This window comes from Caulobacter segnis, from assembly GCF_029543125.1.
GTDB lineage: Bacteria > Pseudomonadota > Alphaproteobacteria > Caulobacterales > Caulobacteraceae > Caulobacter > Caulobacter segnis_D.
Window position 1 is genome coordinate 736,502 of sequence record NZ_JARQWW010000001.1, and the last position, 24,144, is coordinate 760,645.

Annotated in this window: 28 protein-coding genes; 11 read left to right on the forward strand and 17 right to left on the reverse strand. The window is 66.9% G+C overall.

What is annotated here, in order from left to right:
- Positions 1–47: 47 nt before the first annotated feature.
- The 5 genes from P7B02_RS03550 (at position 48) to P7B02_RS03570 (ending at position 5,342) form a co-directional block, all read left to right on the forward strand.
- Complete coding sequence (locus P7B02_RS03550; RefSeq protein WP_277784923.1) at positions 48–326, forward strand: CopG family ribbon-helix-helix protein; 279 nt, start codon at positions 48–50, stop codon at positions 324–326.
- Positions 327–606: 280 nt separating this feature from the next.
- Positions 607–1,524, forward strand: coding sequence for a M14 family metallopeptidase (locus tag P7B02_RS03555; protein ID WP_277784924.1), 918 nt, complete (start codon positions 607–609; stop codon positions 1,522–1,524).
- A gap of 185 nt (positions 1,525–1,709) precedes the next feature.
- Entirely contained in the window at positions 1,710–2,885 is a 1,176-nt protein-coding gene (crtY, locus tag P7B02_RS03560; RefSeq protein ID WP_277784925.1) for a lycopene beta-cyclase CrtY, read from the forward strand.
- The gene (locus tag P7B02_RS03565; RefSeq protein WP_277784926.1) at positions 2,872–4,410 is read left to right on the forward strand and encodes a phytoene desaturase; all 1,539 of its coding nucleotides are present in this window, start codon (positions 2,872–2,874) and stop codon (positions 4,408–4,410) included. The genes crtY and P7B02_RS03565 overlap by 14 nt, the downstream gene beginning before the upstream one ends.
- A complete protein-coding gene (locus P7B02_RS03570) occupies positions 4,407–5,342 on the forward strand; it encodes a phytoene/squalene synthase family protein (RefSeq protein ID WP_277784927.1) in 936 nt (311 codons plus the stop codon). The genes P7B02_RS03565 and P7B02_RS03570 overlap by 4 nt, the downstream gene beginning before the upstream one ends.
- Here the strand turns inward: P7B02_RS03570 and P7B02_RS03575 are convergent.
- Positions 5,339–5,812, reverse strand: a complete 474-nt coding sequence (locus P7B02_RS03575; protein WP_277784928.1) for a sterol desaturase family protein — start codon at positions 5,810–5,812, stop codon at positions 5,339–5,341. The genes P7B02_RS03570 and P7B02_RS03575 overlap by 4 nt on opposite strands.
- Before the next feature lie 18 nt (positions 5,813–5,830).
- Positions 5,831–6,688 (reverse strand): polyprenyl synthetase family protein, encoded by an 858-nt coding sequence (locus P7B02_RS03580; protein WP_277784929.1) that lies wholly within the window; start codon positions 6,686–6,688, stop codon positions 5,831–5,833.
- A 92-nt stretch (positions 6,689–6,780) separates the two neighbouring features.
- Here P7B02_RS03580 and fni point away from each other — a divergent pair, with 92 nt between their 5' ends.
- Together fni and P7B02_RS03590 are read left to right on the forward strand one after the other, a co-directional pair.
- On the forward strand, positions 6,781–7,833 hold the full coding sequence (fni, locus tag P7B02_RS03585; protein WP_277784930.1) for a type 2 isopentenyl-diphosphate Delta-isomerase: 1,053 nt from the start codon (positions 6,781–6,783) through the stop codon (positions 7,831–7,833).
- Positions 7,808–9,115, forward strand: coding sequence for a glycosyltransferase (locus tag P7B02_RS03590; protein WP_277784931.1), 1,308 nt, complete (start codon positions 7,808–7,810; stop codon positions 9,113–9,115). The genes fni and P7B02_RS03590 overlap by 26 nt, the downstream gene beginning before the upstream one ends.
- Here the strand turns inward: P7B02_RS03590 and P7B02_RS03595 are convergent.
- Positions 9,069–9,473 carry a DUF2141 domain-containing protein gene (locus tag P7B02_RS03595; RefSeq protein WP_277784932.1) on the reverse strand — a complete coding sequence of 135 codons (405 nt, stop codon included), beginning with the start codon at positions 9,471–9,473 and terminating at the stop codon, positions 9,069–9,071. The genes P7B02_RS03590 and P7B02_RS03595 overlap by 47 nt on opposite strands.
- Positions 9,474–10,089: 616 nt before the next feature.
- Here P7B02_RS03595 and P7B02_RS03600 point away from each other — a divergent pair.
- On the forward strand, positions 10,090–10,542 hold the full coding sequence (locus tag P7B02_RS03600) for a Rid family hydrolase (protein ID WP_277784933.1): 453 nt from the start codon (positions 10,090–10,092) through the stop codon (positions 10,540–10,542).
- Here the strand turns inward: P7B02_RS03600 and P7B02_RS03605 are convergent.
- The 4 genes from P7B02_RS03605 to P7B02_RS03620 form a co-directional block, all read right to left on the reverse strand.
- On the reverse strand, positions 10,517–11,476 hold the full coding sequence (locus P7B02_RS03605) for a LysR family transcriptional regulator (RefSeq protein WP_277784934.1): 960 nt from the start codon (positions 11,474–11,476) through the stop codon (positions 10,517–10,519). The two genes, P7B02_RS03600 and P7B02_RS03605, sit on opposite strands and share 26 nt — an antisense overlap.
- A 260-nt stretch (positions 11,477–11,736) precedes the next feature.
- Positions 11,737–12,102 carry a response regulator transcription factor gene (locus tag P7B02_RS03610; RefSeq protein ID WP_277784935.1) on the reverse strand — a complete coding sequence of 122 codons (366 nt, stop codon included), beginning with the start codon at positions 12,100–12,102 and terminating at the stop codon, positions 11,737–11,739.
- Positions 12,103–12,205: 103 nt separating this feature from the next.
- Positions 12,206–12,847 (reverse strand): response regulator transcription factor, encoded by a 642-nt coding sequence (locus P7B02_RS03615; RefSeq protein ID WP_277784936.1) that lies wholly within the window; start codon positions 12,845–12,847, stop codon positions 12,206–12,208.
- Positions 12,844–14,415 (reverse strand): sensor histidine kinase, encoded by a 1,572-nt coding sequence (locus P7B02_RS03620; RefSeq protein WP_277784937.1) that lies wholly within the window; start codon positions 14,413–14,415, stop codon positions 12,844–12,846. Before P7B02_RS03620 ends, P7B02_RS03615 begins: the two co-directional genes overlap by 4 nt.
- Before the next feature lie 200 nt (positions 14,416–14,615).
- On the opposite strand from P7B02_RS03620, the gene P7B02_RS03625 reads away from it, so the two are divergent.
- Positions 14,616–15,014: a hypothetical protein gene (locus tag P7B02_RS03625; RefSeq protein WP_277784938.1), complete on the forward strand. Its 399-nt coding sequence runs from the start codon at positions 14,616–14,618 to the stop codon at positions 15,012–15,014.
- Between the two features lie 54 nt (positions 15,015–15,068).
- On the opposite strand, the gene P7B02_RS03630 is transcribed toward P7B02_RS03625, so the two are convergent.
- From P7B02_RS03630 to P7B02_RS03645, 4 genes are all read right to left on the reverse strand, one after another.
- Positions 15,069–15,362, reverse strand: coding sequence for a type II toxin-antitoxin system RelE/ParE family toxin (locus P7B02_RS03630; RefSeq protein WP_277784939.1), 294 nt, complete (start codon positions 15,360–15,362; stop codon positions 15,069–15,071).
- Positions 15,359–15,628: a CopG family ribbon-helix-helix protein gene (locus tag P7B02_RS03635; protein WP_277784940.1), complete on the reverse strand. Its 270-nt coding sequence runs from the start codon at positions 15,626–15,628 to the stop codon at positions 15,359–15,361. Before P7B02_RS03635 ends, P7B02_RS03630 begins: the two co-directional genes overlap by 4 nt.
- A 179-nt stretch (positions 15,629–15,807) precedes the next feature.
- Positions 15,808–16,356, reverse strand: coding sequence for a serine hydrolase domain-containing protein (locus P7B02_RS03640; RefSeq protein ID WP_347276633.1), 549 nt, complete (start codon positions 16,354–16,356; stop codon positions 15,808–15,810).
- A gap of 255 nt (positions 16,357–16,611) precedes the next feature.
- Positions 16,612–17,190, reverse strand: a complete 579-nt coding sequence (locus P7B02_RS03645) for a hemerythrin domain-containing protein (RefSeq protein WP_277784942.1) — start codon at positions 17,188–17,190, stop codon at positions 16,612–16,614.
- 225 nt (positions 17,191–17,415) lie between these two features.
- On the opposite strand from P7B02_RS03645, the gene P7B02_RS03650 reads away from it, so the two are divergent.
- On the forward strand, positions 17,416–17,922 hold the full coding sequence (locus P7B02_RS03650) for a pyridoxamine 5'-phosphate oxidase family protein (protein ID WP_277784943.1): 507 nt from the start codon (positions 17,416–17,418) through the stop codon (positions 17,920–17,922).
- A 52-nt stretch (positions 17,923–17,974) separates the two neighbouring features.
- Here the strand turns inward: P7B02_RS03650 and P7B02_RS03655 are convergent, their stop codons facing one another.
- The 5 genes from P7B02_RS03655 to P7B02_RS03675 are packed head-to-tail and all read right to left on the reverse strand — an operon-like array spanning position 17,975 to position 20,647.
- The gene (locus P7B02_RS03655) at positions 17,975–18,733 is read right to left on the reverse strand and encodes an SDR family oxidoreductase (RefSeq protein WP_277784944.1); all 759 of its coding nucleotides are present in this window, start codon (positions 18,731–18,733) and stop codon (positions 17,975–17,977) included.
- Between the two features lie 51 nt (positions 18,734–18,784).
- A complete protein-coding gene (xth, locus tag P7B02_RS03660; protein ID WP_277784945.1) occupies positions 18,785–19,561 on the reverse strand; it encodes an exodeoxyribonuclease III in 777 nt (258 codons plus the stop codon).
- Positions 19,562–19,570: 9 nt separating this feature from the next.
- Positions 19,571–19,786 carry a DUF5961 family protein gene (locus P7B02_RS03665; protein WP_277784946.1) on the reverse strand — a complete coding sequence of 72 codons (216 nt, stop codon included), beginning with the start codon at positions 19,784–19,786 and terminating at the stop codon, positions 19,571–19,573.
- A gap of 52 nt (positions 19,787–19,838) precedes the next feature.
- Positions 19,839–20,303 carry a hypothetical protein gene (locus tag P7B02_RS03670; RefSeq protein ID WP_277784947.1) on the reverse strand — a complete coding sequence of 155 codons (465 nt, stop codon included), beginning with the start codon at positions 20,301–20,303 and terminating at the stop codon, positions 19,839–19,841.
- A gap of 35 nt (positions 20,304–20,338) precedes the next feature.
- Positions 20,339–20,647: a hypothetical protein gene (locus P7B02_RS03675; protein ID WP_277784948.1), complete on the reverse strand. Its 309-nt coding sequence runs from the start codon at positions 20,645–20,647 to the stop codon at positions 20,339–20,341.
- A gap of 159 nt (positions 20,648–20,806) precedes the next feature.
- Here P7B02_RS03675 and P7B02_RS03680 point away from each other — a divergent pair, with 159 nt between their 5' ends.
- Complete coding sequence (locus tag P7B02_RS03680; protein WP_277784949.1) at positions 20,807–21,151, forward strand: DUF883 C-terminal domain-containing protein; 345 nt, start codon at positions 20,807–20,809, stop codon at positions 21,149–21,151.
- Positions 21,152–21,247: 96 nt separating this feature from the next.
- Here P7B02_RS03680 and P7B02_RS03685 read toward each other — a convergent pair whose 3' ends face one another.
- Positions 21,248–24,052, reverse strand: coding sequence for a PAS domain-containing hybrid sensor histidine kinase/response regulator (locus tag P7B02_RS03685; RefSeq protein WP_277784950.1), 2,805 nt, complete (start codon positions 24,050–24,052; stop codon positions 21,248–21,250).
- Positions 24,053–24,144: the final 92 nt, after the last annotated feature.

Sequence of the window (24,144 nt, forward strand, 5' to 3'; positions counted from 1 at the left end):
GGACACCTTAGCGCGAGGTAATACCTTTCGCTAAGGAGCGCGCGACCATGGCGGCGGCAACTTCCATCAAGCTGGATGAGGGCCTTGAGAGGCGTGTGCAACACTTGGCCGACGCCCGCCGACGCAGCTCGCACTGGATCATGCGTGAAGCCATCGCGCAGTACGTCGATCGCGAAGAAAAGCGCGAAGCATTCAGACAGGACGCCATGCGGGCATGGGCCTCCTATCAGGAGACAGGCCTGCACCTGACGCTTGAAGAAGCCGACGCCTGGCTGGCGAAGCTGGAGAAGGGCGAGGATGCGGAATCGCCCAAGTGCCACGTCTGATCTGGACGCCGGCCGCGCTGGCTGATGTTCGGCGGCTGATTACCGGGAAAAGCTGATCGAGCTCGGGAACAGCGGATACGTCGTCTTCTATCGCTTCAGCGGCGAAAGGGTGGTGCTGCTGGCCGGCAGGCGTCAAAATGAGGCTGGCTATCCGTAACCGGCGGCCTGGCCATCCCGTTGAAGAAGAGCTCCGCCGGGCATTGCGTTTCGCAGCGCGAGCGAGCCGGCAAGCTACCGAGGCGCCTTGGCCCGGACGGCGCAGGGGCGATAGAACCGCTCCATGACCACCGCATCCACCTATCCCATCGGAACGCCCGGCCAGCCCTGGGGCGAGGCCGAACGCCAGCAATGGCGCGCTCGCCAGCCGCGTCTCAGGTCCTATTCCGAGGACGTCCTGCCGCGGATCGCGGCGCTCGCCGGGCGCTTCGAGCGCATCGCCTACGGGCGTCTCGACTATGCTGGCGAGACCTATGACCTCTACGCCCTGAGCTCGACCGACTGGGACGCGGCCCTCCCGGCCGCCCTCATCACCGGTGGGGTCCACGGCTATGAGACCAGCGGCGTCATGGGGGCCTTGGAATTCCTGGAAAACCACGCCGGGCGCTATGCCGGTCGGGTCAACCTGCTTGTGGCGCCCTGCGTCAGCCCTTGGGCGTACGAGCGGATCAACCGCTGGAACTACGACGCCGTCGACCCCAACCGAAGCTTTCGTGCCGACAGCCCGTCCACGGAGGCGGCGAGCCTTCTGGCCCTGGTGCAGCCCAGGGCCGGGCAGTTTCGCCTGCACATCGACCTGCACGAGACCACTGACAGCGACGAGAGCGAGTTTCGACCCGCTCTGGCGGCGCGTGACGGCAAGCCGTTCGAGCCGGGCTTCATCCCGGACGGCTTCTATCTGGTCGCAGACACCGAAAACCCGCAGCTGGCCTTCCAGCAGGCCGTCATAGCGGCGGTCGCCGAGGTGACCCACATCGCCCCGCCGGACCCCGACGGCGATCTGATCGGCTGCCCGATCCTGAGCGATGGCGTCATCGCCTATCCGGTGCGGACCATCGACATGTGCCCGTCGATCACGCCCGCGCCTTACGTCACCACCACCGAGGTCTATCCTGACAGCCCGCGGGCCACGCCCAAGCAATGCAACGACGCTCAGGTTGCGGCCGTGTGCGCCGCGCTCGACTACGTTCTTTCCAGGTAGGCGGGGGCGGGCTCCTGTCCAACGGCGGCAATGCCCGCGCTTCGGAGGCGGTGGAGCAGCGGGCGCAAAGCGCCGCCGAATATCGGGGGCGTTGTCGACCGGCCGACGGAGAGGAAGGCCGCGCATAAATCAAGCGGAACCATTCGGCCTCAGTCGCCTTCTTGTCCGATAGGGTGGAGGCGTGCATGGACCGGCCTGACTTCGATGTGCTGCTGGCCGGCGCGGGACTGGCCAACGGGCTCATCGCCCTGGAGCTGTCCGACCGCTACCCGCAACAGAAGATAGCGCTGGTCGATCCGACGGGCTTGCGAAGCGCCATCGACCACACCTGGTGCTTGTTCGAGACGGACGTGCCGTCGCATCACTGGCCGCGGCTTGAAGGTCTGCTCGAAGCCCGATGGAGCGGCTACCGCGTCGCGTTTCCCAACCGGTCCCGCCAGCTTGGAACGGGCTATGCCTGCATCACGGGCGATCGCCTCGCGGCGGCGCTGCGCGATCGACCGCGGATCGAGATCGTATCAAGGGCCGTCACCCGTATCGGCGCCGGCGCCGTCGACCTGGACGATGGCTCGCGAATGGCCGCGCCCCTGATCATCGATGGCCGCGGCGCGCGCGCCTCGAAGCATCTGCGCATCGGCTTTCAAAAGTTTGTCGGGCTTGAAGTGCGGCTCAGGCGGCCGCACGGCCTGGACCATCCCATCGTGATGGACGCGACCGTCGCACAGAACGGCGACTACCGCTTCATCTACGTGCTGCCGCTGGGGCCGGACCGGCTCCTGGTCGAGGACACACGCTACGCCGATGGCCCGCAGCTTGAGATCCCGGCCATCGAGACCGCTGTGCTGCGCTATGCGCGGGCGCGCCGGTGGATGGTGGCCGATGTCCTGCGGCGAGAGGTCGGCGTCCTGCCTGTCGCGCTGGATGGCGATATCGATGCCTATCTGAAGCAGGCCGACAGCCCGGCCGCTGAAGTCGGGCTGCGGGGGGCGTTCTTCCATCCGACCACGGGCTACTCGCTGCCGGACGCCCTGGCGGTGGCGGACATCGTCGCCAGGGAGGCCACGGGCGGCACGGCGGCTGTCGCCAGGGCCTTGCAGGAACACGCCCGCCGCCTGTGGCGCGAGCGCGGCTTCTACCGCCTGCTGAACCGGATGCTTTTCAAGGCCGCGAAGGGCGACGAGCGCTACCGTGTGCTCGAGCGCTTCTACGGCCTGCCCCAGCCGCTCATCGAACGCTTCTACGCCGGCCGGTCAACCTTCGCCGACAAGGCGCGCGTCCTCAGCGGGCGCCCGCCCGTACCTTTGTGGCGCGCACTGAAAGCCGCGCCCCCCGCCTGGAGACACGCTCATGTCAGCGCCTAGCGCCATCGTCATCGGCTCCGGCTTCGGCGGCCTGGCCGCCGCCATCCGCCTTCAGTCCATGGGCATGCGCACCACGCTCTTAGAGGCGCGCGAGCGCCCGGGCGGCCGCGCCTACGTCTATGAGCAGGATGGTTTCACCTTCGACGCCGGACCCACGGTGATCACCGACCCGTCCAGTCTGGAGGAGCTCTTCGCGCTCTCGGGGCGCAGGATGGCCGACTATGTAAGCATGCTGCCCGTCGAGCCCTTCTACCGCCTGCTTTGGGAGGACGGGGTGGTCTTCGACTACGTCAACGACCAAGCCGAGCTCGATCGTCAGATCCAGGCGCTCAACCCGCCGGACGTGGCCGGCTACCGGCGCTTCTTGGACTATTCGCGAAAGGTGTTCGAAGAAGGCTACCTGAAGCTGGGGCACGTAGCCTTCCTGGACCCCGGCTCCATGCTCAAGGCCGCGCCCAAACTGATGCAGCTCCAGGCCTGGCGCAGCGTCTACGCGATGGTGGCGAAATTCGTGAAGGAGCCGCACCTTCGCCAGGCCCTCTCGTTCCACACCTTGCTGGTGGGTGGAAATCCGTTCGCGAGCTCTTCGATCTACGCCCTGATCCACGCCCTGGAGCGCAAATGGGGCGTGTGGTTTCCGCGCGGCGGCACCGGCGCCCTGGTCCAGGGGCTCGTACGCCTCTTTGAGGATCTCGGCGGCCAAATCCGGCTGGCCTGCCCCGTGTCGCAGATCACCGCCGCCGGCGATCGCGTGACGGGCGTGCGCCTGGCGTCAGGCGAAACGCTCCAGGCCGATCTGGTGGTCAGCAACGCCGACGTCATGCACACCTACGCGACGCTCCTCAAGGATCAGCCGCGAGGGCGCGCCATGGGCCGTCGGCTGTCGCGTCGACGGTTCTCCATGTCGCTGTTCGTGGTCTATTTCGGCCTCAGGCGCCGGCATGAACACCTGCGCCATCACACCATCCTTTTCGGACCCGAGTACAAGAGCCTGGTGGACGACATCTGCGCAGCCCGGCCCCTGCGCGAGGACTTCTCGATCTACCTTCACTCGCCGAGCGCCACTGACGACAGTCTCGCCCCGGAGGGCTGCGCGACCCACTACGCCCTCGTGCCGGTGCCCAATCTTCGCCAGCCCATCGACTGGTCGGTCGAAGGGCCGCGCTTCGCCGACAAGATCCTGGCCTCCATCGAGGTGCGGGCCATCCCGGGCCTGCGCGACGATCTGGCGACCCTGAAGATCTTCACGCCCGACGATTTCAGGAGTGAGCTGAACGCCCATCTGGGGGCGGCCTTCTCCCTCGAGCCGATCCTGAGCCAAAGCGCCTACTTCCGGGTCCACAACCGCGACGCGGTCCTTCGAAACCTCTATTTCGTGGGCGCCGGCGCCCATCCCGGCGCGGGCGTGCCCGGGGTTGTCGGCTCGGCCAAGGCCACCGCCGGCGTCATCACCGAGGACCTGCGAAAGCAGGGCGTTGATCTGAACCCCGGTGCCGGACTTGACCGGAGCCTGGACGCGGCGTGAGCGACGCCGTCATCGAGCACGGCAAGTCGTCCATCGAGCAGGGCTCGACGAGCTTCGCCGCCGCCTCAAGACTCTTCGGCAAGACGCTTCGGGAAGACGTCTGGCGTCTCTATGCCTGGTGTCGTCACTGCGACGACGAGATCGACGGCCAGGACCATGGCGGCTTGTCGACGGCCCTGACCTCGCAGGAGCGCCACGCGCGGCTGGCGCGGCTGCGCAGCAAGACGGCGCAGGCCATGGCGGGCCATCCCATGGACGAGCCGTCCTTCGCGGCCTTCTCGCACGTCGCCCTCAAGCACCGCTTCGACCCGGCCTGGCCTGATGCATTGCTCGACGGCTTCGCCATGGACGTCGACGGCCACAGGTTCGCAAATCGGGCCGACACCTTGGGGTACTGCTGGGGCGTGGCCGGCGTAGTCGGGGTGATGATGGCCGCGATCATGGGCGCGCGTGATGAGGCGGTGCTGCGCCGCGCCCAGGATCTGGGGTTGGCGTTTCAGCTGACCAACATCTGCCGCGATGTGCGCGAGGATGCGTTGAACGGACGCGTGTACCTGCCGGCCGATGCGCTGGCGGCCGTCGGCGTGGCGTCCGATCCGGCGACGGTGTCGGATCCGGCCCATGCAGCGGCTGTGTTCAGGGTCGTCACCGACCAACTGGAACTGGCGGAGGACTACTACGACAGCGCTCGCATCGGACTTCGGGCCCTGCCGTTCCGCGGCGCCCTGGCGGTGGCCGCCGCACGCCGTATCTACCGGCGGATCGGCCGCGAAATCCTCAAGGCCGGTCCAGTCGCGCTTCAGACCCGTCGGCGGGTCGCCAGGCCCGTGATGGTCGGGCTGCTTTTGCTGGGCGGGATTGACGCGCTCTGGAGCCGACTGGAAAGGCTTGCGCCCGGCCCGCCCCGCGCCGCCCTCTGGTCACGTCTCTAGGGAAGCGTTTCGCGCTGGCGCTTGAGTTTCTCGGCCAGGCGCCGCGGATCGAGAGGGACAAGAAACCCGAAGGACACGGCGCCGAGCCGCTCGTGATGCAAGTGGTGCAGATGGTGGGCCTGCACCAGCCGCAGCAGATAGCCGCGCCTGGGCTTGAGGGGCAGCCAGAACCGCCTGTGCACCAGTCCGTCGTGCACCAACGCGTAGAGCGCGCCATACGCGGTCACGCCGGCGGCCGAGAAGGTGAAGGCGTCGATCCTGGTCGCGGCCCCCACGGCGAAAAGCCCGATCGCCAAGCCGGCGAAGACCACGGCGAAGAGGTCGTTGAGCTCGAAGACCCCGCGGCGCGGCTCATGGTGCGAGCGATGCCAGCTCCACAGGGGCCCGTGCATCACGTAGCGGTGCGTCGCCCAGGCGACGCCTTCCATGGCCGCCAGGGCGCCGAAGAACCACAGGAGGTTGGCGATCATGCTCCACATGGAGCCAGCTTACGCCGCTGCCGGCGAGACCAGAAGCTCAAGATAGCCGTCCATGGTCGCCAGCTGGGGCGGGCCGCGCCTCAACGTCTGACGCGCACGCTCCATCCGCCGCTGCGCTTCAAGGCGCGCGCCGTCGGCGCCAAGGACCGAAAGGAGATTGCTGGCGGCGCGTTGGCCGTCCAGCTCCTGGCGGTCGATCAGGTCATCGATGGCCTGGAACGCCAGACCAAGCTCACAGCCGAACAGCCGCAAGGTCTCGCGGGCTTCGGGCGTGGCCCCGGCGGCCAGGGCGCCGATCTCCACGGCCGCTACGAAGAGAACGCCCGTTTTCTCATGGTGCAGTCGGCTGAGCTCGTCGAACGACCGGCTGTCGCAGGCCAGAAGATCCCGGTCCTGACCACCGATCAGGCCGTTCACGCCGACGCAACGCGACAGGACCGCGATCATCTCGACACGGGCGGTTTGTGGAAGCGTGTCGGCCCTGGCGATCACCGCATAGGCTTCGTTGAGCAGTCCGACCCCGGCCAGGACGGCGACATCCTCGCCATACGCGCGATGCACGCTCGGCTCGCCGCGCCGCTCGTCGGCGTCATCCATGCAAGGCAGGTCGTCCAGGACCAGCGAGGCGGCGTGAACCATCTCGAGCGCGCACGCCGCGGGCATGGCGGTCGCCGCGGGGCAGCCGAGCTGCCCGGCGGCGAGCAGGGTCAGCAGCGGCCTGATGCGCTTGCCCGGCGACAGCAGCGCATGGCGCATGGCGTTGGCGACGCGATTGTCGGACAGGCTGGCCGGCGCGATCTGATCCAGCGCGGCGTTCACGTCCCTTCGCAGACGGCCAAGTTGCGCAAGCCGAGCTGGACCGTCCATGGCGTCTCCTGCGCGCTCGCTAAGTTTCTTTGGCACGTAATCAGCCCAACGGCGTTCCCATAGTCTAGGTTCCGCGGGGCGCAGCTTTCGACATGAGTGACAGCGAGGCGATCGTCCGCCGCAAGGACGAGCATCTGGACATCGCCCTGGCGCAGCAGGCGCGGCGTGATTGGGAAAATCCCTTCGACGCCTACGCCTTCGACCATTGCGCCTTGCCCGAGATCGCCTTTGATCAGGTCGACCTCAGAGCCCGGTTCCTCACGTGGTCCTTGCGTCTTCCGTTCATCATAAGCTCGATGACCGGCGGGCCTTCACGCGGCTCGGCGATCAACGCACACCTTGCTGAGGCCGCCGAACATCTTGGCGTGATCCTGGCGGTCGGCTCCCAGCGCGTCGCCCTTGAGGGCGCGGGCGCGGCGGGCATCGACGAGGCGTTGCGGCGACGCATGCCGACCGCGCCCCTGCTGGGCAATCTCGGAGCCGCCCAGCTTGTTCTCGGTTACGGGGTCGATGAAGCGCGGCGGGCCATCGAGATGATCGGAGCCGACGGGCTTATCATCCACCTCAATCCCTTGCAGGAGGCGGTGCAGCCGGGCGGCGACGGCGACTGGCGCGGCGTGCTCAGCGCCATCGAGATGATCTGCGCGCGGATCGATGCTCCCGTCCTGGTCAAGGAGGTCGGCGCCGGCCTGTCAGCCAGTGTGGCGCGTCGCCTGCACGACGCCGGCGTCGCGGCCCTGGATGTGGCCGGGCGTGGCGGCACGTCCTGGGCCGGCATCGAGGCCGACCGCACTGAGGACGGGCCCGCCCGAACGGCCGCAGCGCCCTTCAGGGATTGGGGCATTTCGACGCCGCGCGCCTTGCAGGAGGTGCGTGAGGCCTTGCCGGGCATTCCCCTCATCGGCTCCGGGGGCGTGCGTCATGGACTGGACGCAGCCAAGGCGCTTCGGCTGGGCGCCGACCTTGTCGGCCAGGCCGGATCGGTCCTGCAGGCCGGCATGACCTCAGCCGAAGCGGTGATCAACCACTTCGAGATCATGGCCCGGCAACTTCGTATCTGCTGTTTCGCCACCGGCTCAGGGGACCTGACGGCCCTTCGCCAGGCCCGGCTGGTTTGTCATGCGCTTCCTGTTCACGACGTTTGAGGGCGGCGGCCACGTGCCGCCGCCGCTGGCGGTGGCCAGCGCCCTGACCGCCAGGGGTCACGAGGTGCTCTTCGTCTCAGACGAGGCCAACCGCGCGGCCGCTGAAGCCTCGGGCCTGACATTTGAATCCTGGGCGACGGCGCCCAATCGGCTGGTGCTGGGGGATGGCGACGATCCCTTGCGGGATTGGAGACCGCGCCTGCCATGGACGGTCGTCAAAGCCGTCTGCGAGGGCGTGATCGGGCGTCCGGCCCGCGCCTACGCCGCCGACGCCGCTGCGTTGATCACCCGTTTCGCACCGGACGTCGTGGTGTCCAACGAGCTTCTCTTCGGCGTGATGATCGCCGCGGAAGCCACAAATACGCCCCTGGCCCTGCTGACCTCGAACGTCTGGTGCTTTCCAACGCGCGCCGATCAACCACCCTTCGGGCCGGGCTTTCCTCCCGCGCGCACAGCCTTCGAGGCACGCCGCGAGATGGCCGCACGCCAGATGATCGCCCGCTGGTACGATGTGGCGCTGACGGATCTGAACCCTGCGCGTGAGGCCTTCGAGCTAAAACCGCTGGAGCACGCCCTGGATCAGCTGACGGCGGCGGACCGCATCCTGCTCGGCGTCAGCCGGGCCTTCGACTATGACGCGGCCGAACCTCCGAGGCCTTTCGTCTATGTGGGCCCCCTGGGCCGTCGGCCCGCATGGGCGCAGACATCGAGCGATGAGGCCGGTCTGATCGATCCAAGCCGGCCCAATGTCCTGGTCTCCTTCAGCACGACCCACCAGGGTCAGTCGGCGACGGTCAAACGCGTGGTGCGCGCCCTCGCCGGCCTCGACGTGCACGCCATCCTCACCCTGGGGCCAGCCCTCAAATCGGTAGCCCTGCCCCGCGCCGCCAATGTCACGGTCGTGGAGAAGGCCGATCACGATGTTCTGGCGCCGCTTTGCGACCTGATGATCTGCCATGGGGGACACGGCACGGTTTTGCGCCCGCTGCTGCATGGCAAGCCGGTGCTGGTCATACCCACCGGGAGGGATCAGCCGGACAACGCCGCACGCATCGCCTTCGCGGGGGCCGGGATACGCCTGCCGCGCTGGTCCGGCGTCCGTCGCATTAGAAACGCGGTCGCCAGGATCCTGTCCGACAGCGCGTATGCAAGCGCCGCTAGAGACCTGGCTCCGAGGCTTGCCCGTGACAATGTCGGGCCTGAGCGAGCGGTGGAGGTTCTGGAGGCGCTCGCGACTAGCGCAGCTGGATCACCTGGCGGGTCCCTTCGGGAGGCAGGGTGAACCTGGCCGCGTTCCAGGCGGGCGGTCCGAACCGGCCACGGCTGTTGTTGGAGAAGCCGTAAGGTTCGGTGGGCAAGCCGATGGGCAAGGTGTTGAGCTTCAGATCGCCGTTGCGATCGTGATAGGCCATCACGCCATATTCGCCGGGCGGCAGGTCCACCACAACGGAGCGCCCGACGGGCGTGACGCCGCTGCGAAGGGCAGGACCGCGACGGCCCCATGATCCGCCGTCGCCGTGAACCGCCCAGGCCACCTCGCCTTGCCCTTTAAGATTGGGGAACGACAGTTGCAGGCTTGCGGCGCGAGCCGGCGCCGCCAGGGCCAGGGTCAGCCCCAGAGCGAAGAAACATGCGATCACGACGACAAGTCTGGCGGCCTTGCGCGCCTCCCGCCAGGAGCGCCCTCGGACGTGGATGGGTCCCGCCGCAGGCGGATTGTCGAGCCAGGTCCAAAGAGGCTGCTCGGGAAAGGCGGCGCTATGTCGGCGAAAGGCATCGGCTGGCGCATCCCCCTGTCCCCTCGTCGATCGTTGCGACCGGCCTTCGGACAGCGGGTTTTGAAGATGCAGGTCCAGATCGGAAGCAGCCCTGGCTTTACGATGAGGTCTCAAGCCCTCGCCTTCCATTCGGTCAGCCCAACCCTTTAAGCCTCTCCCACCCGAAGGTGTTCCACAAGCGACGCTCCGGTGGGCTGGAGCAGCCTGGCCGATAATCCGCGGCATCCCTCAGCCCGGCATTCCAAAGCTCGCACACGGCCGTTGGAGGATGCGTTCGGCGACGGCGCATGTCCGTCCCTGGCGCGTCCCGGCCCATCCCCGCCCTGCGAAGTCCGTTAAACTCAGGGAAAAGCCTACGCCCGGCTACCGGCATTTTTGCGAAGCTAAAGCCGCATTAATGCCGTTTGAACAATCCGCCTGAACCCCCGATCCCTTGGCGGACGCAGGACCTATCCCGTCATTGCCAAGGAGGAATGAGATGCAGAACGCCGCCATCATCAAGGAAACCGCCTATCTAGGCGTGCCGTGGGAGGATGCTTATGGCTACGCCCAGGCGATCAAGGTCGGAAACACGATCCGTGTCTCTGGCCAACTGAGCCATGACGATGAGGGCAGGCTGATCGCCCCCGCCTCGCTGAACTCGCAAGGCAAGCCAGCCGAATTTTCCGCAATGGAGGCCCAGATGCGCGCGACCTACGCCAACGCGGTCAAGGTGCTGGCGAAGTTCGGCGCAAACCTGGATCACGTGGTCGAAGAGACCCTTTTCGTCCTGGACGTGGACGCCGCGTTCGCGGTCGCGGGAAAGGTCCGCGGCGAGGCGTATGACGTCGCCCGTCCCCAGTGCGCCAGCAACCTCATCGGCGTTTCTCGCCTCGCCTTCCCCGAACAACTCATCGAAATCACCTTCACAGCGATCCTGCCGGAAAGCTGAGCGCTCGGCGCAGCAGGTCGGGGGCGCTTGCACCTAAGATGTCACCGCGACGTCCCTCGACCAGGTCCCGCTGGCGCCCGATGGCTTCGACGCAGTGGTTCATGAATGCGAACACGCGGCCTGATCTGCGGATGTCGGGATGGGTCAGAAGCCACAGATGATCGTCCAGCTCCGGCTCCAGCGGGCCGATCCGCTGGAGATCCGGCGACAGGTCGCCAAGCATGCAGGGCAGATAGCCCGCGCCCAGACCCGCGGCGATGGCGGCAGCCGCTCCGGCGACCGAGTCGGTCCGGTATCCGATGGCGTCCGCAGGCACCCGTGAGTCGAGCAGCCTACACGCCCGCAAAGCCGAAAGTCGGCCACCATAGGAAACCCACGCCCGAGCCCCGGACAGGCGATCATCGGACGCGGCCAGGCCACTCGACGACCTGGCCGTGTAGGCGCACCACGCGATATTGGCCACCTTTCTCCCGAACAGATTCTCAGGCGGGGTGTCGGTGGCTCGCACCGCGATATCGGCCTCGCCCCTCGCCAGGTTCAGCGCGCCGTTGCCGACGCTTACCTCCACCCTGACGGCCGGATTTCGGGCTTTGAATGAGGCGATCATGGGCGTGAGGAAGTAGAGCAGGATCGAGTCGCTCGTGGTGATGCGCAGGTCGCCGGCGTGGGCGTGCCCGGACACTCGCCGCGTCACGCTCACCACATCCAGCTCCATGCGCCCGGCCAGCGCGATGACTTCTTCCCCCTGAACGGTGGGGACATAGCCCGTGCGCCTGCGGTCAAACAGCGCGACGCCCAGCGCCTCTTCGATATTTGAGAGCCGCCGCACAATCGTAGAGACGTTCAGGCTCAGGGTTTGAGCTGCTGCCGCCACCGTTCCGGCAATGGCGACCGCTTTGACGATGCGAAGGTCGTCCCAAGAGAGTGTGTCCATGGCCGCTGATCCAGACAATCGCTCCGCGACAGTGAGGTGACGAAATCTAGGCTGTTCCGCCGTGGTGCGCACGGCCTGAGGAGCGAAGCTTGAGAAGCTGCGTCCGGAACGTCGTTCTGGCGGTCTGAGACGCCCCCTTGCTGCGGCCGCAAGCGCCTCCGCCCTGCCTTGGGCCGGCCGGACTTTGAACGCCGGCCTCGCGGCGGCGTCCCCTCAATCAGACGGCCATCGCTTCGCGACAGACGCCGTTGGTCAGGCGCCTAGTCCACTGCTCGGCTTAAAAGTTCGATCAGTCCGTCAGCCATGAACGGCTTGGGCAAAAATCCCAGGGCCCCGTGCGCCATCGCTTCTTGCCGCAGCCGCTCTTCGGGGAAGGCGGTCATCACGATCAGTGGGATGTTGACGCCCCGATCGATCAGGGCCCGCTGCAGCTGCAGACCGCTGAGGCCCGGCATCTGCAGGTCGGTGATCACGCACTCCACAAGGGCCAGTTGCGGATCGCCGAGGAAAGCCTCGGCGCTCTCGAACTCGCGGACCGCAACCTTGAGCGAGCGTCCGAGCCTGGCGACCGCGCTTCGGACTGACGCATCGTCGTCGACGATGGCGATGATGCGGGGCAATGGCACGCAGGAAACTCCTACGCCGCGGCCGCCAAAATCGGCGATACCCGCAGCGCAGCGTACATGGCGCGCGCAACAGGCGCCCACAACCATACTAGGGTTTCGGTCGTCAGGCCGACGGAGGCGATTCCGCCTCCCCGACACGATCCGCCATCCGCAGAAGCTCGACCACGGTGCGGGCGCCCATTTTCTGCATCATGTGCCCCCGATGGATCTTCACGGTGATCTCCGCAATCCCCAGGTCGCTGGCGATCTGCTTGTTCAGGCGTCCTTTGATCACATGCCCCATGATCTCGGCCTCGCGGGGCGTTAGGGTCTGCACCCTCGCCCTGAGATCGGCCAGACCCTCGGTTAACGCCGCGCGCTGCCGGTCGCGTTCCAGCGCCGTCCAGACCGCTTCGAGCAAGTCCTGCTCACGGAAAGGCTTGGTCAGGAAGTCCACGGCCCCGGTCTTCATGGCCCGCACCGACATCGGAATGTCCCCATGCCCGGTCATCACGATCACCGGAAGCGGATTTGCCTGCCGGGCCAGCTGCGCCTGAAGATCGAGCCCGCTGAGGCCGGGCAGCCGCACATCGAGAAGGATGCAGGCGGCCGTCTTCGGCGGCGGCGCACGCAGGAATTCCGTCGTCGAGCCGTAGGCCTCCGATGTCAGTCCGACCGATCGAAACAGGCGCGACAGACCGTCCCGGATCGCGGCGTCGTCATCAACGATCAGGACGGTGCCGGCGTGATCGGCGTCCTGGCTCATTGCACCGTCTCCACGGGCAGGGCGAAGGCGAATTCGGCGCCGCCCTGCGCCAGATTGCCGGCCATGATCTGCCCTCCATGGCTCTCGACGATGGAGCGGCAGATGGCCAATCCCATCCCCATGCCTTCGCTGCGGGTGGTGTAGAACGCGTCGAAGAGTTGGTCGAGCGCGTCGATCGGGACACCGGCGCCGTGGTCGCGGACCGACACGCGCAGCCGACCGTCGTTCAAACCTGTGGCCACGGTCAGGACGCGTCGCTCCGGCGCCTGATCGCTCATCGCCTGCGCGGCGTTGACCATCAGATTGATGAGGACCTGCTGCAGCTCGATGCGGTCGCCGCGCACCAGCGGCGGATTTTCCGCAAGGTCCAGCCGAAGGACGACGCGGTGGCGCTGCAGGTCATGCTCCAGAAGACGGCCCGTCTGCGCCACGACGACGTTCAGGTCGACGGGCTCCATCGACCGGTTTGTCTTACGGCTGAGATCCCGAATCCGCTTGATGACCTGGCTGGCGCGATCGGCGTCGCAGACCATCTGGCGTAGACCGTCGCGGGCCTCGCCGATATCCGGCGGATCCAGGCTGAGAAAGCGCAACGAGCCCTCACCGTTGAGCATGATCGCCGAGAGGGGTTGATTGAGCTCATGGGCGATGGACGCCGACAGCTCTCCCAGAGTGGTCAGGCGCGACAGATGAGTGAGCGTGCGCTGCGACGCCACCAGTTCGTCCTGCGCCTTCTCGAAGGCTGTCATGTCGGACAGGCTGACGAGCACGCGGTCCGGAGCAGGGCGGTCGGAAGGGAAGGTGATGATGAACTGAACCGAGAGCTGTCGGCCCCCTGCCCCGTTCAGGATCGCCCGGCCACGCACCTCGGGCAGGCCGCCCCACATGGCCTGAAGCACCCGGGTGAACGCCGTCGACGCTTCGGCTATGACCGAGCTGTGGGCGGCCAGGAAAGCCGCCTTGTCAGCGAAGCCCAGGCTTTCCATGGTCGCCGCGTTGGCGTCCACGATCCGAACGCGCCCAAGCGCCCGGGCCGGAAAATCCGGATGCCGCTCGAAATAGGCGCAGAGGTCTTCGACGCCGCGGGCGCGAAGATCGTCGAGCATGGCGCGGACGTCGGAATAGTCCTCCTCCCAAAGCATGACGCCGGCCGACTCGAAGATCTGTCGAAACCGCGCCTCGCTCGCGGCGATGACCTGACTCGCCGCTTCGTTGCGGGCGACGAGGATGGTCGTCAGGGCGATGGCCGACAGGCTGACGAGCATCCGCACGACCGAGCCGTCCTGAACTGTCGCTCCGTGCACGAGCACGAAGCTGGCGACTGTCAGGGCGGCGCAAAGACCGCCTACGACATGAAGGGCGTTGCGGCTGGCGCGTGAGGCGAAAAGGACGACGACAACGACGTAGAGGACAGCCACCGCGACGGTCTGGGTCGCCAGTGTGTCGTAGAGGAAGATCGCGACGGCGAGTGCGAGCGCGGCGGCCTTCCTGGCGCGCGCGGCGATCTGAGACGACACCCCGGCTCGCAGCCGTTCAGCCACCGTCATCACCATTGACCCCCGCTGCATGCCCCGGGCGCTTTCCTAGCGTTGACCGCCTTGTCGGCCAAAGGATTCCGCGAACGACAGCGTCAGATTCATGCCCTGATGCGGCGCTCTTGAGCAGTCGCGGTCAGCGTGCTGTCGGCGAAGCGGGATAAGCGCACGCCTATCGTGTCGCCGGGCGCACTTTGTCCGTTATGATGCTCAGCCGTTCAGGAGGTTGAACAGTGCCGCCGCTCCTCCACCTGGCTCTCGCGATCACGGCTTCCACGCCGCTGGTCGTCGGCTCGGGACTGCAGTGCTCCGCAGGCCATGCGTCCGTCATGAAGGCGCTGGCGCAGACGCCAGGGATCGTGGCGCAGCCGGTGGCGGCAGCGGCGCCGTTCGGCGTCTATGCCGATGCCGCGACCCGGTCGCTCTATACGTTCACGACGGACAAGCATGCCGCCCATCCTGCCGTGTTCAAACGTCGTGTCGTGAACCTCGACGGCCGGGCCGCGATCGAAGTGTCAGCCTGCGGCTACGGCGACGCCGCCAGCTTTTGGAGGCTTGTCCAGGAGATGAACGCGCTCTCAAGCGGGGCCCTGAAAGCAGGCCCCTCAAGATCGAAGCGTGCATCATTCTAGTGAGCAGTTAAACACTCGGCTGTATCGCAGACCGGCTCGTCTGCGCCATCGCCGCTACGTCTCCGAATAGAAGCTGCGATTTTCGCGGCAGTGCCAGAGGCGCAGAATGAAAATGGTCGCGTTCGCGATCTCGTAGCGTATCTCGTAGTCGCCAACGATGATCCTGCGGACCTCGCGCGGCTCATAGGCTTCCAGCTTATCGCCGATCCTTGGATAATCGAGCAGCCGACCTGGCGCATTGGCCAGTTGCCGGACCACGCGCGCCGCCGCCTCTGGTGCGACCGGGCTTAGATGCTGGTGCAGACGCACAAGGTCCGATGAGGCCTTGCTGGTCCACTGAATCTTCATTTGACCGGCGAGGGCAGCGGCTTGTCCGTCCCGAGGCTATCGGCCCAGGCGGTGACTGCCTGGTGTTCGATCAGTCGTCCGGCATCGACATCGCCCAGAGCCTCGAGCGTCATCCGGTGACGTTCCTCCTCCTGATCGACCCACGCGGCGAGCGCCTGTTTCATCACCCAACCCCGCGACCGTTCGAGCCGCGAGGCCATCGCTTCAACCTTTTCGGCGAGCCGCAAAGGGACATGCGCGGTCAACACCTTCGTCTCGATAGCCATGTTTATCGCCTTCTATCCGCACGATTAAAAGATAATCGAAGTGATGAGAAAAGGCACGCGGGGCCAGAGGGCTTTGGCCTGCTTTTCGAAGTAGGTCGCCTTTCGCCGCCGTAAGCAAGGTAAGCGGCGGGCGTGTACGCCATCTCCAGTGTGCTGGGGGAAAGCAGCACGCCCGCGCGCTAGGCGGGATCCAACTTCAAGAAATCCGCCGCCGTGCTGACAATATTGGCGGCGCCGAGCAGGGCCCCGCTGTAGTAGCCCTTGCGGCCGTCGATCAGCACTCGATCGGAATCATACCGATGAGGATAGTCGTAGTTGAGCCCCTGATCGGGCTTGCCGCCCGCATTTAGTCGTGACGTGCGAAATGAGCTCGCCGCCATCCACGACGGCTGGAAAATGTTCCGCTCGACATAGGAGTCGAAGCTCATGCCCGATCTTTGCCCGACCAAACTGGCGAGCAGGGCGTAACCGAGATTGGAGCACCACCACGGTTCGCCGGGGATAAACTTGAGTGGCTTGCCGGCAAGCGCGACAGCCATGGCGACGTCGGAGGACTGCATTTCACGTCCCGTGCGCGGCATCTGGCAGCGGCTGCCTGACGAACGACGCAACGCCTTTCTTGAGGCGCTAGTCCACGCACGGGAGGGCCAGCTTGTGGCCGTCCGCGGTTCAAAGGCCGTGGACCCGGCTGCTGAGATTGAAGCAACGCGGGATGAGTTGGCGCGCATCCTCCAGCTCGGCAGAATGGAATGGCTCAAGCGTGAGATGAGAAGCTTGCAGGCGGAACAAAGAAACCCCGATAGCTGCGGCGATCCTGAATTTCTGACACGGCACAAGCCGTAGCGTGCAGCAGCCGACAAATCGCCTGGCGCATGGAGGAGTTCAGCGCTCAGATCAGCACAGGTTCGACACGCGAGCGAGGCCCGAGCCTCTGTTGGTCTCTCTCCCCCGGCGCAGGGGCCGGGGGAGAGACGACCCGTGACCTATGCGCGGGCGTCGCCCAGATCCGTACCGGGCGGGACCGCCGGATCATCGATCTCTTCACCGCGCGCGACTTCGGCGCCCTGGAAGCTTCGCGTTTCCGGCGGCGGGACCCCCTCGCGCTCGTACTGCGCCATCAGTTCGGCTTTGCGCGCCGCCATGGCCTCGCCGATGGCGACCATGTCGGCGCCGGTGGCGCGAGCCTGAGCAAACATGCCTTCGGCCGGCCTTTCTTCTTCCTTGACGTGGTGCTCGATCTCTTCGCCGAGCACCTTAACCTTGGCCTCGAAGAATTCGGCGTCGGGCCCGTTCTGAAGGATTTCGGCAATCAGCACCTTGGCGCCGTCATGCTCCACATAGGCTTCGTCGAGGAGATCGTCTTCGATCTTGCCGCGGAAAGCCGGGTAGAAGATCTCTTCTTCGATGGCGGTGTGGACCACGAGCGCGGTGCAGACCTTCTGAGCGATGGCCCATTTCTTGGCTTTGCTTTCGGTCGCTTCGAACTGTTCGAATAGCGCCTCGGCTTCATCGTGATCGGCCTTGAGAAGCGCGATGGCGTCCTTGGGGGTCTGGGTGGGCATGACGGGCTCCCGGGATTGAAACACCCCCTGTGAACACCAACGCTTCGACTTGGTTTCTGATCGCATATACTTGCGAGTCACTCTCACCGATAAATGTCGGGAGGTAGACCAAGGCGCCAGACGGCCAGTTCCTTCATGCGACATTTGGTGAGGCGGCCAGGACGCAGCCGCGCAACGTCGGCGCGGGCGCGGCGTTTGCGTTGCTCCAGCCAGGAGGACATGGCCATGAAAGAACGCCAGGACGACAACCCCGCCCCGCCGCAAGAGGTGCGCGACCGCATCTGGGAGCTCGCCGAGAAGATCGACATCGGCATGTTCACGACTTGGGACGGCGAGCGGCAGCACAGCCGGCCGCTTTCGGCGCGGGTGCGCCGCGACGAGCACGCTATCTACTTCCTTGTCGATGTCGCAGGGGAGAAGAACGCTCAGATCGAACGCTTCCCCGCCGCGTCCTGCGCCTGGGCCGACAACGCAAACTACAAGTACGTCCTGATCTCCGGACAGGCGGCGCTGTCCAACGACCGCGCCAAGATCACCGAGCTTTGGACCAAGGCCGACGAGGCCTGGTGGGAGGACGACTCAGATCCCACGATCCGCCTGCTCAAGCTGACCCCGGAACAGGGCGAGCTGTGGGACAGCCCCGGCAAGGCCGTGGCGCTGGTGAAGATGATCGCCGCGGCCGTGACCGGCGGTGCGCCCCAGATGGGCGACAACGCCAAGGTCGAGCTCTAGGGCCGGTCCGGAGCCGCCGTTCGCCTGCGGCGGCGGCTCCGCTTGGGCTTGCTCAGTCCTGTTCCTGCAGCAGGGGCTCGATCTGCATCGCGACCACGTTGCAACGCGTCGGCTGGGTGAGCGCATAGTGAACGCCGACGGCGATATCTTCGGCGCGCAACATCTTCTTGGCGTTGATCTGCTCCACCTGCTCCTCGGGCGAGCTGTCGAGAAGATCGCTGCCCACGAGGCCGGGTTCGATCAGCGTCACGCGCACGCCGCTCGAAGCCAGCTCCTTGCGGAAGGACTGGGCGAACCCCTGAATGCCGGACTTGGCCGCCACGTAGACCGACGAGCCCGCGCTGCGGTGGATGGCGCTCACCGAGCCGATAAGCACGATATGTCCGTCACCCCGGGCGACGAGGCGTTTGGCGCCCTGGCGGGCGGTGTCCAGGAAGCCGGTGAAGTTGGTGTCGACGGAGTAGCGCCACTCGTCCATCTCGGCGAGCGCCTCGCCCCAGATGGCGGCGTTGTTAATGAGGATGTCGAGACCGCCAAGGGCTTCGTCGGCCCGGGCGAACACCCGCTCCACATCTTCGGGTTTGGCGACATCGGCGGTGACGCCGTGCCCCTCGCCGCCCACGGCCTTGATGGCCGCCAATGTGTCGGCCAGCGGCTCGGGCTCTCGACCGAAGACGAACAGACGCGCGCCCTCGCTGGCCAGCAGCAGGGCGATCGCGCGGCCAATCCCCGTGGTGCCGCCGGTCACGACAATTCGCTTGCCCTGCAAGGCCGGCATGGCGGTGTGGACGTCCGTCTTGGGGTCAGTCATGGAAAGGTCCTTCAAAGGGCTGCGGAGGAAAAAAAACATCCCCTGGCGCGGTCAGTTCCGGTCGAGTTCGATCCAGACGGGCGCGTGGTCGCTTGGTCGGGGCTGCGCGCGCACCTGTCGGTCGACGCCGGCGGCGGTCAGCCGGGAGGCAAGATCGGGGCTGAGCAGCAGATGATCGATGCGCAGGCCCGCGTCGCGTTCGAAGGCCTGGCGCAGATACTTCCAGAACGTGTAGATGCGCTCGCCGGGATGGAGGCTGCGAAGCGCGTCCGTCCAGCCCTGGTCCACGAGGCGCGCATAGGCCTCACGCACCTCCGGCCGAAAGAGCGCGTCATCGCGCCAGCGCTCCGGCGCGTAGACATCCAGATCGGTCGGCATGACGTTGAAGTCGCCGGCCATCACGACCGGAACCTTATGGTCGAGCAGCGTCCGGGCCCGGCTCGCCAGTCTCTCGAACCAGCGCAGCTTGTAGTCGAACTTCGGACCCGGGGCCGGATTGCCATTGGGCAGGTAGAGGCAGGCGACGATCATTCCGCGCACCGCCGCCTCCAGGTAGCGGCTCTGCGCATCATCGGGATCGCCGGGCAGCTGATGCAAGATGGGCTCGGGCGTGGCGCCCCGCGCCAGGATCGCCACGCCGTTCCAGCGGGCCTGGCCGCGCCACAAGACGCCGTATCCGGCCCGCTCCAGGGCCGCGGCGGGAAACCGGTCCTGGGGCGCCTTGAGCTCCTGCAGGCAGACCACGTCCGGGCCTGTCGCCTCCAGCCAATCGAGCAGGGCCGGCAGACGGCTGTTGACGCCATTGATGTTGAAGGTGGCGATCCGCATCGGCCCGGCTCAGCAACCGCTCGCCTCGCCGGTGGCCGCATCGAGCACGAAACAATGCTCGTCGTGGCCGTCGTGGGGGCGCACCACGATCCTCAGCTCTCCGTACTCGGCGTCGGTGATCTCCAGCCAGGCCAGAGCCGCCGCCTGAGGATTTTCGGCGCGGACCACATGGGCGGCGTGGTGGCCCGAGCGCCGGACCAAATAGGTGCGTTCTTCATCGGTCATGAGACTGATCCTTCAGGTCCGTTGAGGCGTCGACCCCGGCGCGGCGCATGCTTCAACCCCTCGCCTTGCGACGCGCTTGCGCCAGGCGGCCGGTCAGCGCCTCGTTTTCCTTTTCGAACGCCGCCTCGAGGGTCTGGGCCTCGGCGTCCAGATCGTCGCGGCGCCTGGCGATGTCCTCGCGGGCCGCTTGAGTCCGTGCCTCCAGCGCCGCCAGCTTGTCCGTGAGCGATTTGATCTGACGACGCGCCGCGCTTTGCGCCTTCGCGTTCTTCGTCGATGCCCGGACCTTCGGGATTCTCACCGGCCCTCGCCGGCCGCCCGCCGGGCGCTCCACGACCTGGCCGGGCGTTCGGGCCGCGGCCTTCACCAGCTCCGGCTCATCGGTTTCACGCGCCGCGCCGGACTTGAAGAGGTCCTGATGAACGTCCCATGCCGCCAGAGCCTTGGGGCGGGACGTGGCGGCCACGATATAGTCGGTCAGGCCGTCCGAAGTGACGAATGTCTTGAGGCGCGCCATGGGCTCAGCGCGCCTCCGCAACGCTGCTCACGCGCCTAACGAAAGGACCGTCGTGCGGCCGCGGTCACGGCCGCGGCCAGGGCCCCTGCGCCGGCGCGGGTGCGCTTGCGGGTGACCAGATAGAGCCCGGCGCCCAGCGCCATGACCCCCAGCGCCCCCGCCGCCAGACGGGGCGAGCGGGCGGCGCGGGCGGCGGCCGGACGGATGAAGGCCGGTCCGCGCTTGCCATAGCCGTCCAGCTCGGCGGCGACGCGGTCGAAGAACGAGGCGGGGCGGCGCGGCGCCGTCGGATCATAATGCTGCGCAGCGGGCGAAGGGCGCTGGAAAAGCTTGCTGATGGACATGAGCGATCCTCCTTGGTCGTCGCCACCGCCTAACGTCGATCCTCAAGGTTCGATCCGCCCGGCGAGGGCGCGCCGCGACGGCGGCTCGCTTGCATCGGGAACGGCGTGCGCCCTTCGGGATTTTCCTCTCGCCGCAAAGGGCGGCGCGGAGATTTCGACATGGATGAGCAAGTGACGGGCGCGGCCAAGCAGGCCTTCGGCGGCGCGCAGGCTGCGGCGGGCGACCTGACGGGCGATGCGACGCTCAAGACCAAGGGCAAGCTGAAGAAGGCGGCGGGCAGCGCCCAGCAGGCCTACGGCGAGCTGACCGATGGTGTTCGCGATGTGGTGGACGATGCGGTCGACACCCTGCGCAGCCAGTTCGACGGCCAGCTGGAGACCGTGGAGGCCTATGTGAAGCAAAAGCCCCTGGCGGCCATCGGCATCGCGGCCGGCGTCGGGCTGGTGGCGGGCCTTCTGCTGAGAGGCGGCTCCAAGACCATCTATGTCCGCGATCACGCCTGAGGATCTGGAGCGGCGGGTCGCGCTGCATTGTCGAGCAGACCTTCCGCATCAGCCGCGTCGAACCGTCGCTGAACCGCGCGCCGGCGTGAAGGCGCGTCAGGTCTCGTCGAGGACCGCACGGACGCGCGTGGCCAGATCCTCGATGCTGAACGGCTTGCCGATCAGCTGTACGCCCGGATCGAGCACACCGTTATGAACGACGGCGTTTCGGGTATAGCCGGTCGTGAACAGCACCTTCAGGTCCGGGCGGCGGCGGCGCGCTTCATCGGCCAGCTTGCGCCCGTTCACCTCGGGCATCACCACATCGGTGAATAGCAAGGCGATGTTCGGATGGGCGTCGATCAGCTTGAGGGCCGCCTGCGCCCCGTCGGCCTCCAGCACCGCATAGCCGAGCTCCGAGAGGGCCTCGACCGAGAACCGCCGCACCCCGGCGTCGTCCTCCACGACCAGCACCAGCTCCGCCTCGCCCTGCGGCAGATCATGCGCCGCCGCGGACTCTTCGGCCGCGTCCATGACGCCGGTGAAGCGGGGCAAATAGACCTTCACCGTGGTGCCTTGGCCGACCTCCGAATAAATCTTCACATGCCCGCCGGACTGCTTGACGAACCCGTAGACCTGGGAGAGCCCCAGGCCCGTGCCGCGCCCTACCTCCTTGGTGGTGAAGAACGGATCGAACGCCTTGGCGGCCACCTCGGGCGCCATGCCCTGGCCCGTGTCGGTGACGGCGATCATCACGTACTGGCCGGGCGGAACACCCAGATGGTCGGCGGCGTAACGCTCGTCCAGGTGGCAGTTGGCCGTCTCGATGGTCAGCTTGCCCCCGCCCGGCATGGCGTCGCGCGCATTGACCGCCAGATTGAGAATAACGTTCTCCAGCTGGTTGGGGTCGGCCAGGACGCGCCATAACCCGCCGGCGAGGACGGTCACGGGCAGCAGGTCCCCGCCCAGGGAATGCCGCAGCAGCTCGGACATGCCCGAGACCAGCTGATTGGCGTTCAGGGCCGCCGGTTTGAGCGGCTGCTGGCGGGAGAAGGCCAGCAGACGTTGGGTGAGCTGAGCGCCGCGCCGGGCCCCTTCGCCAGCGGCGTCGATGAGGCGCTTGGCGCGCGGGTCTGCATCCGCGAGTCGGCGCTCCAGCAGATCAAGAGATCCGATGACGACGGCCAGGAGGTTGTTGAAGTCGTGGGCGATGCCGCCGGTGAGCTGGCCCACCGCCTCCATCTTCTGGCTTTGACGCAAGGCCTCCTCGGCCCGAACGCGTTCGGCGACTTCCTCAGCGACCCTGGCCTCCAGCCGCTCATTGAGGTCCCGCAGCGCCTCCTCGGCGGCCTTGCGGGTGGTGATCTCCATGGCCACCCCGACCACGCGGACACAGGCGTCGCCCTCGAAGACGCCGCGCCCCTTGGCGGCCACCCAGCGAAGGACGCCGTCGTCGCGGCCGATGGCCCGGTACTCCACGTCATAGAGCGAGCGCCGCGCAGGATCGGCGGCGGCTTCGAACGCCTCGCGGGTGCGCTCCAGGTCCTCGGGATGCAAGGCGGCGTAGAAGTCGGCCATGGTGGTCGGCAGGTGCGGCGCGATGCCGAACATCGCCCGCGTGCGGGGCGACCAGATCAGTTCGCCCCCCACCATGTCCACGTCGAAAAATCCGGTGTCGGACGCCTCGGTGGCCAGGCGCAGACGCTCCTCGCTGCGCGCCAGAGCCGCCTGGGCCGCCTTGCGGTCGGAGAGGTCGAGCATGGCGCCGATCATCCGGATCGCTTCGCCCTGCGGGCCGCGCAGCACCGCGCCGCGATCGAGAATATCGGCGTATGAGCCGTCGGCGCGCAGGAAGCGGTATTCTTCGGTCCAGCTTTCGCCGCCGTGGTCGATCACCGCATGGATGCTGGCGTCCACCCGCGCGATATCGTCGGGATGGATATGATCCAGCCACCAGCGAGCGCTGCTCTCGCTCAGGTCGTGACCGAAGAGGGTGCGCAAGGCTTCGTTCCAGACCACATGGCCATCGGCTATCCGCCAGTCCCAGATGGCGTCGTTAGTGGCGCGCGCGGCCAGGCGGTAGCGCTCCTCCACCTCGCGATGGGCGGCCTCGGCGTCCTTGCGGTCGGTGATGTCGAGCGAAGCGCCTACAAGGCCTACGACCTTGCCCGCGTTGTCGCGCAACGGAGACTTGGTCGAAAGCCAGACCGCCCGGCGGCCGTCGGGGAAGTTGATCTCCTCCTCGAGCTGTTCGGAGCGTCCGCTGGCCATAATCCGCTCGTCGGTGGCCATCACCTCAGCCGCCTGCACGGCGTCTTCGAGAATCTCGGCGTCTGTGCGGCCGATATAGTCTTCCGCGGGCTTGCCGATCAGCTCTGTCGTGCCGCGGTTGCCGATCAGCAGCCGGCCCTGGCGGTCCTTGGCGTAGACAACGCCGGGCACCGCCTCGACGAAGGTGCTCAAAAGGCCTTGGGCGCGGTCCCGCTCTTCGCGGATGCGCCGGCGCTCGCCCACATCCATGAGCACGCCCGAGAACCGCAGCGGCGATCCGTCGGCGGCCAGATCGACGCGGCCGTTGGCCTCGATCCAGTAGTACTGATCGTCGCTGCGCCGCACGCGGTACTGATTCACATAGACGCCGCCGCGACCGAGCGCCTCCTCGATCGCCGCGCTCAGGTCCGCCTTGTCCTCAGGATGGACGCTGGCCACGATCTGATCGAGGCTGATGCCTCTGCGCCCAAGGGCGGGATCAATCCCGAAGGCTTCGGCGAAGGCGTCGTCCACGGTGAAGCTGTCGGCCGGCACGTCCCAGAACCAGGTGCCGATGATCGCGCCGGCGGCCAGGGCCAATTGGATGCGTTCATGGTCAAGCCGGGCCTGCTCTTCGGTCGAGGCCTGCGCCCGGCCGCCATCACTGCTCATGTTCAAGTCCCTGCTTTCACCGCTCCTTATAGCCCGGGGCGGCGGCGCGCCACAGGAACGGCGCCGCAACCGGGACACAGGTCGTGCGCTGC

What these genes read in the sequence shown, in the direction of transcription:
- P7B02_RS03565 (WP_277784926.1), top strand. Translation starts at nt 2,872, where the DNA reads ATGTCAGCGCCTAGCGCCATCGTCATCGGCTCCGGCTTCGGCGGCCTG.
- P7B02_RS03645 (WP_277784942.1), bottom strand. Translation starts at nt 17,190, where the DNA reads ATGCCCACCCAGACCCCCAAGGACGCCATCGCGCTTCTCAAGGCCGAT.
- P7B02_RS03615 (WP_277784936.1), bottom strand. Translation starts at nt 12,847, where the DNA reads ATGAGCCAGGACGCCGATCACGCCGGCACCGTCCTGATCGTTGATGAC.
- P7B02_RS03555 (WP_277784924.1), top strand. Translation starts at nt 607, where the DNA reads ATGACCACCGCATCCACCTATCCCATCGGAACGCCCGGCCAGCCCTGG.
- P7B02_RS03590 (WP_277784931.1), top strand. Translation starts at nt 7,808, where the DNA reads ATGCGCTTCCTGTTCACGACGTTTGAGGGCGGCGGCCACGTGCCGCCG.
- P7B02_RS03630 (WP_277784939.1), bottom strand. Translation starts at nt 15,362, where the DNA reads ATGAAGATTCAGTGGACCAGCAAGGCCTCATCGGACCTTGTGCGTCTG.
- P7B02_RS03655 (WP_277784944.1), bottom strand. Translation starts at nt 18,733, where the DNA reads ATGACTGACCCCAAGACGGACGTCCACACCGCCATGCCGGCCTTGCAG.
- P7B02_RS03670 (WP_277784947.1), bottom strand. Translation starts at nt 20,303, where the DNA reads ATGGCGCGCCTCAAGACATTCGTCACTTCGGACGGCCTGACCGACTAT.
- P7B02_RS03620 (WP_277784937.1), bottom strand. Translation starts at nt 14,415, where the DNA reads ATGCAGCGGGGGTCAATGGTGATGACGGTGGCTGAACGGCTGCGAGCC.
- P7B02_RS03580 (WP_277784929.1), bottom strand. Translation starts at nt 6,688, where the DNA reads ATGGACGGTCCAGCTCGGCTTGCGCAACTTGGCCGTCTGCGAAGGGAC.
- P7B02_RS03600 (WP_277784933.1), top strand. Translation starts at nt 10,090, where the DNA reads ATGCAGAACGCCGCCATCATCAAGGAAACCGCCTATCTAGGCGTGCCG.
- P7B02_RS03685 (WP_277784950.1), bottom strand. Translation starts at nt 24,052, where the DNA reads ATGAGCAGTGATGGCGGCCGGGCGCAGGCCTCGACCGAAGAGCAGGCC.
- crtY (WP_277784925.1), top strand. Translation starts at nt 1,710, where the DNA reads ATGGACCGGCCTGACTTCGATGTGCTGCTGGCCGGCGCGGGACTGGCC.
- P7B02_RS03650 (WP_277784943.1), top strand. Translation starts at nt 17,416, where the DNA reads ATGAAAGAACGCCAGGACGACAACCCCGCCCCGCCGCAAGAGGTGCGC.
- fni (WP_277784930.1), top strand. Translation starts at nt 6,781, where the DNA reads ATGAGTGACAGCGAGGCGATCGTCCGCCGCAAGGACGAGCATCTGGAC.
- P7B02_RS03680 (WP_277784949.1), top strand. Translation starts at nt 20,807, where the DNA reads ATGGATGAGCAAGTGACGGGCGCGGCCAAGCAGGCCTTCGGCGGCGCG.
- P7B02_RS03635 (WP_277784940.1), bottom strand. Translation starts at nt 15,628, where the DNA reads ATGGCTATCGAGACGAAGGTGTTGACCGCGCATGTCCCTTTGCGGCTC.
- P7B02_RS03665 (WP_277784946.1), bottom strand. Translation starts at nt 19,786, where the DNA reads ATGACCGATGAAGAACGCACCTATTTGGTCCGGCGCTCGGGCCACCAC.
- P7B02_RS03575 (WP_277784928.1), bottom strand. Translation starts at nt 5,812, where the DNA reads ATGATCGCCAACCTCCTGTGGTTCTTCGGCGCCCTGGCGGCCATGGAA.
- xth (WP_277784945.1), bottom strand. Translation starts at nt 19,561, where the DNA reads ATGCGGATCGCCACCTTCAACATCAATGGCGTCAACAGCCGTCTGCCG.
- P7B02_RS03605 (WP_277784934.1), bottom strand. Translation starts at nt 11,476, where the DNA reads ATGGACACACTCTCTTGGGACGACCTTCGCATCGTCAAAGCGGTCGCC.
- P7B02_RS03550 (WP_277784923.1), top strand. Translation starts at nt 48, where the DNA reads ATGGCGGCGGCAACTTCCATCAAGCTGGATGAGGGCCTTGAGAGGCGT.
- P7B02_RS03640 (WP_347276633.1), bottom strand. Translation starts at nt 16,356, where the DNA reads ATGCGCGCCAACTCATCCCGCGTTGCTTCAATCTCAGCAGCCGGGTCC.
- P7B02_RS03675 (WP_277784948.1), bottom strand. Translation starts at nt 20,647, where the DNA reads ATGTCCATCAGCAAGCTTTTCCAGCGCCCTTCGCCCGCTGCGCAGCAT.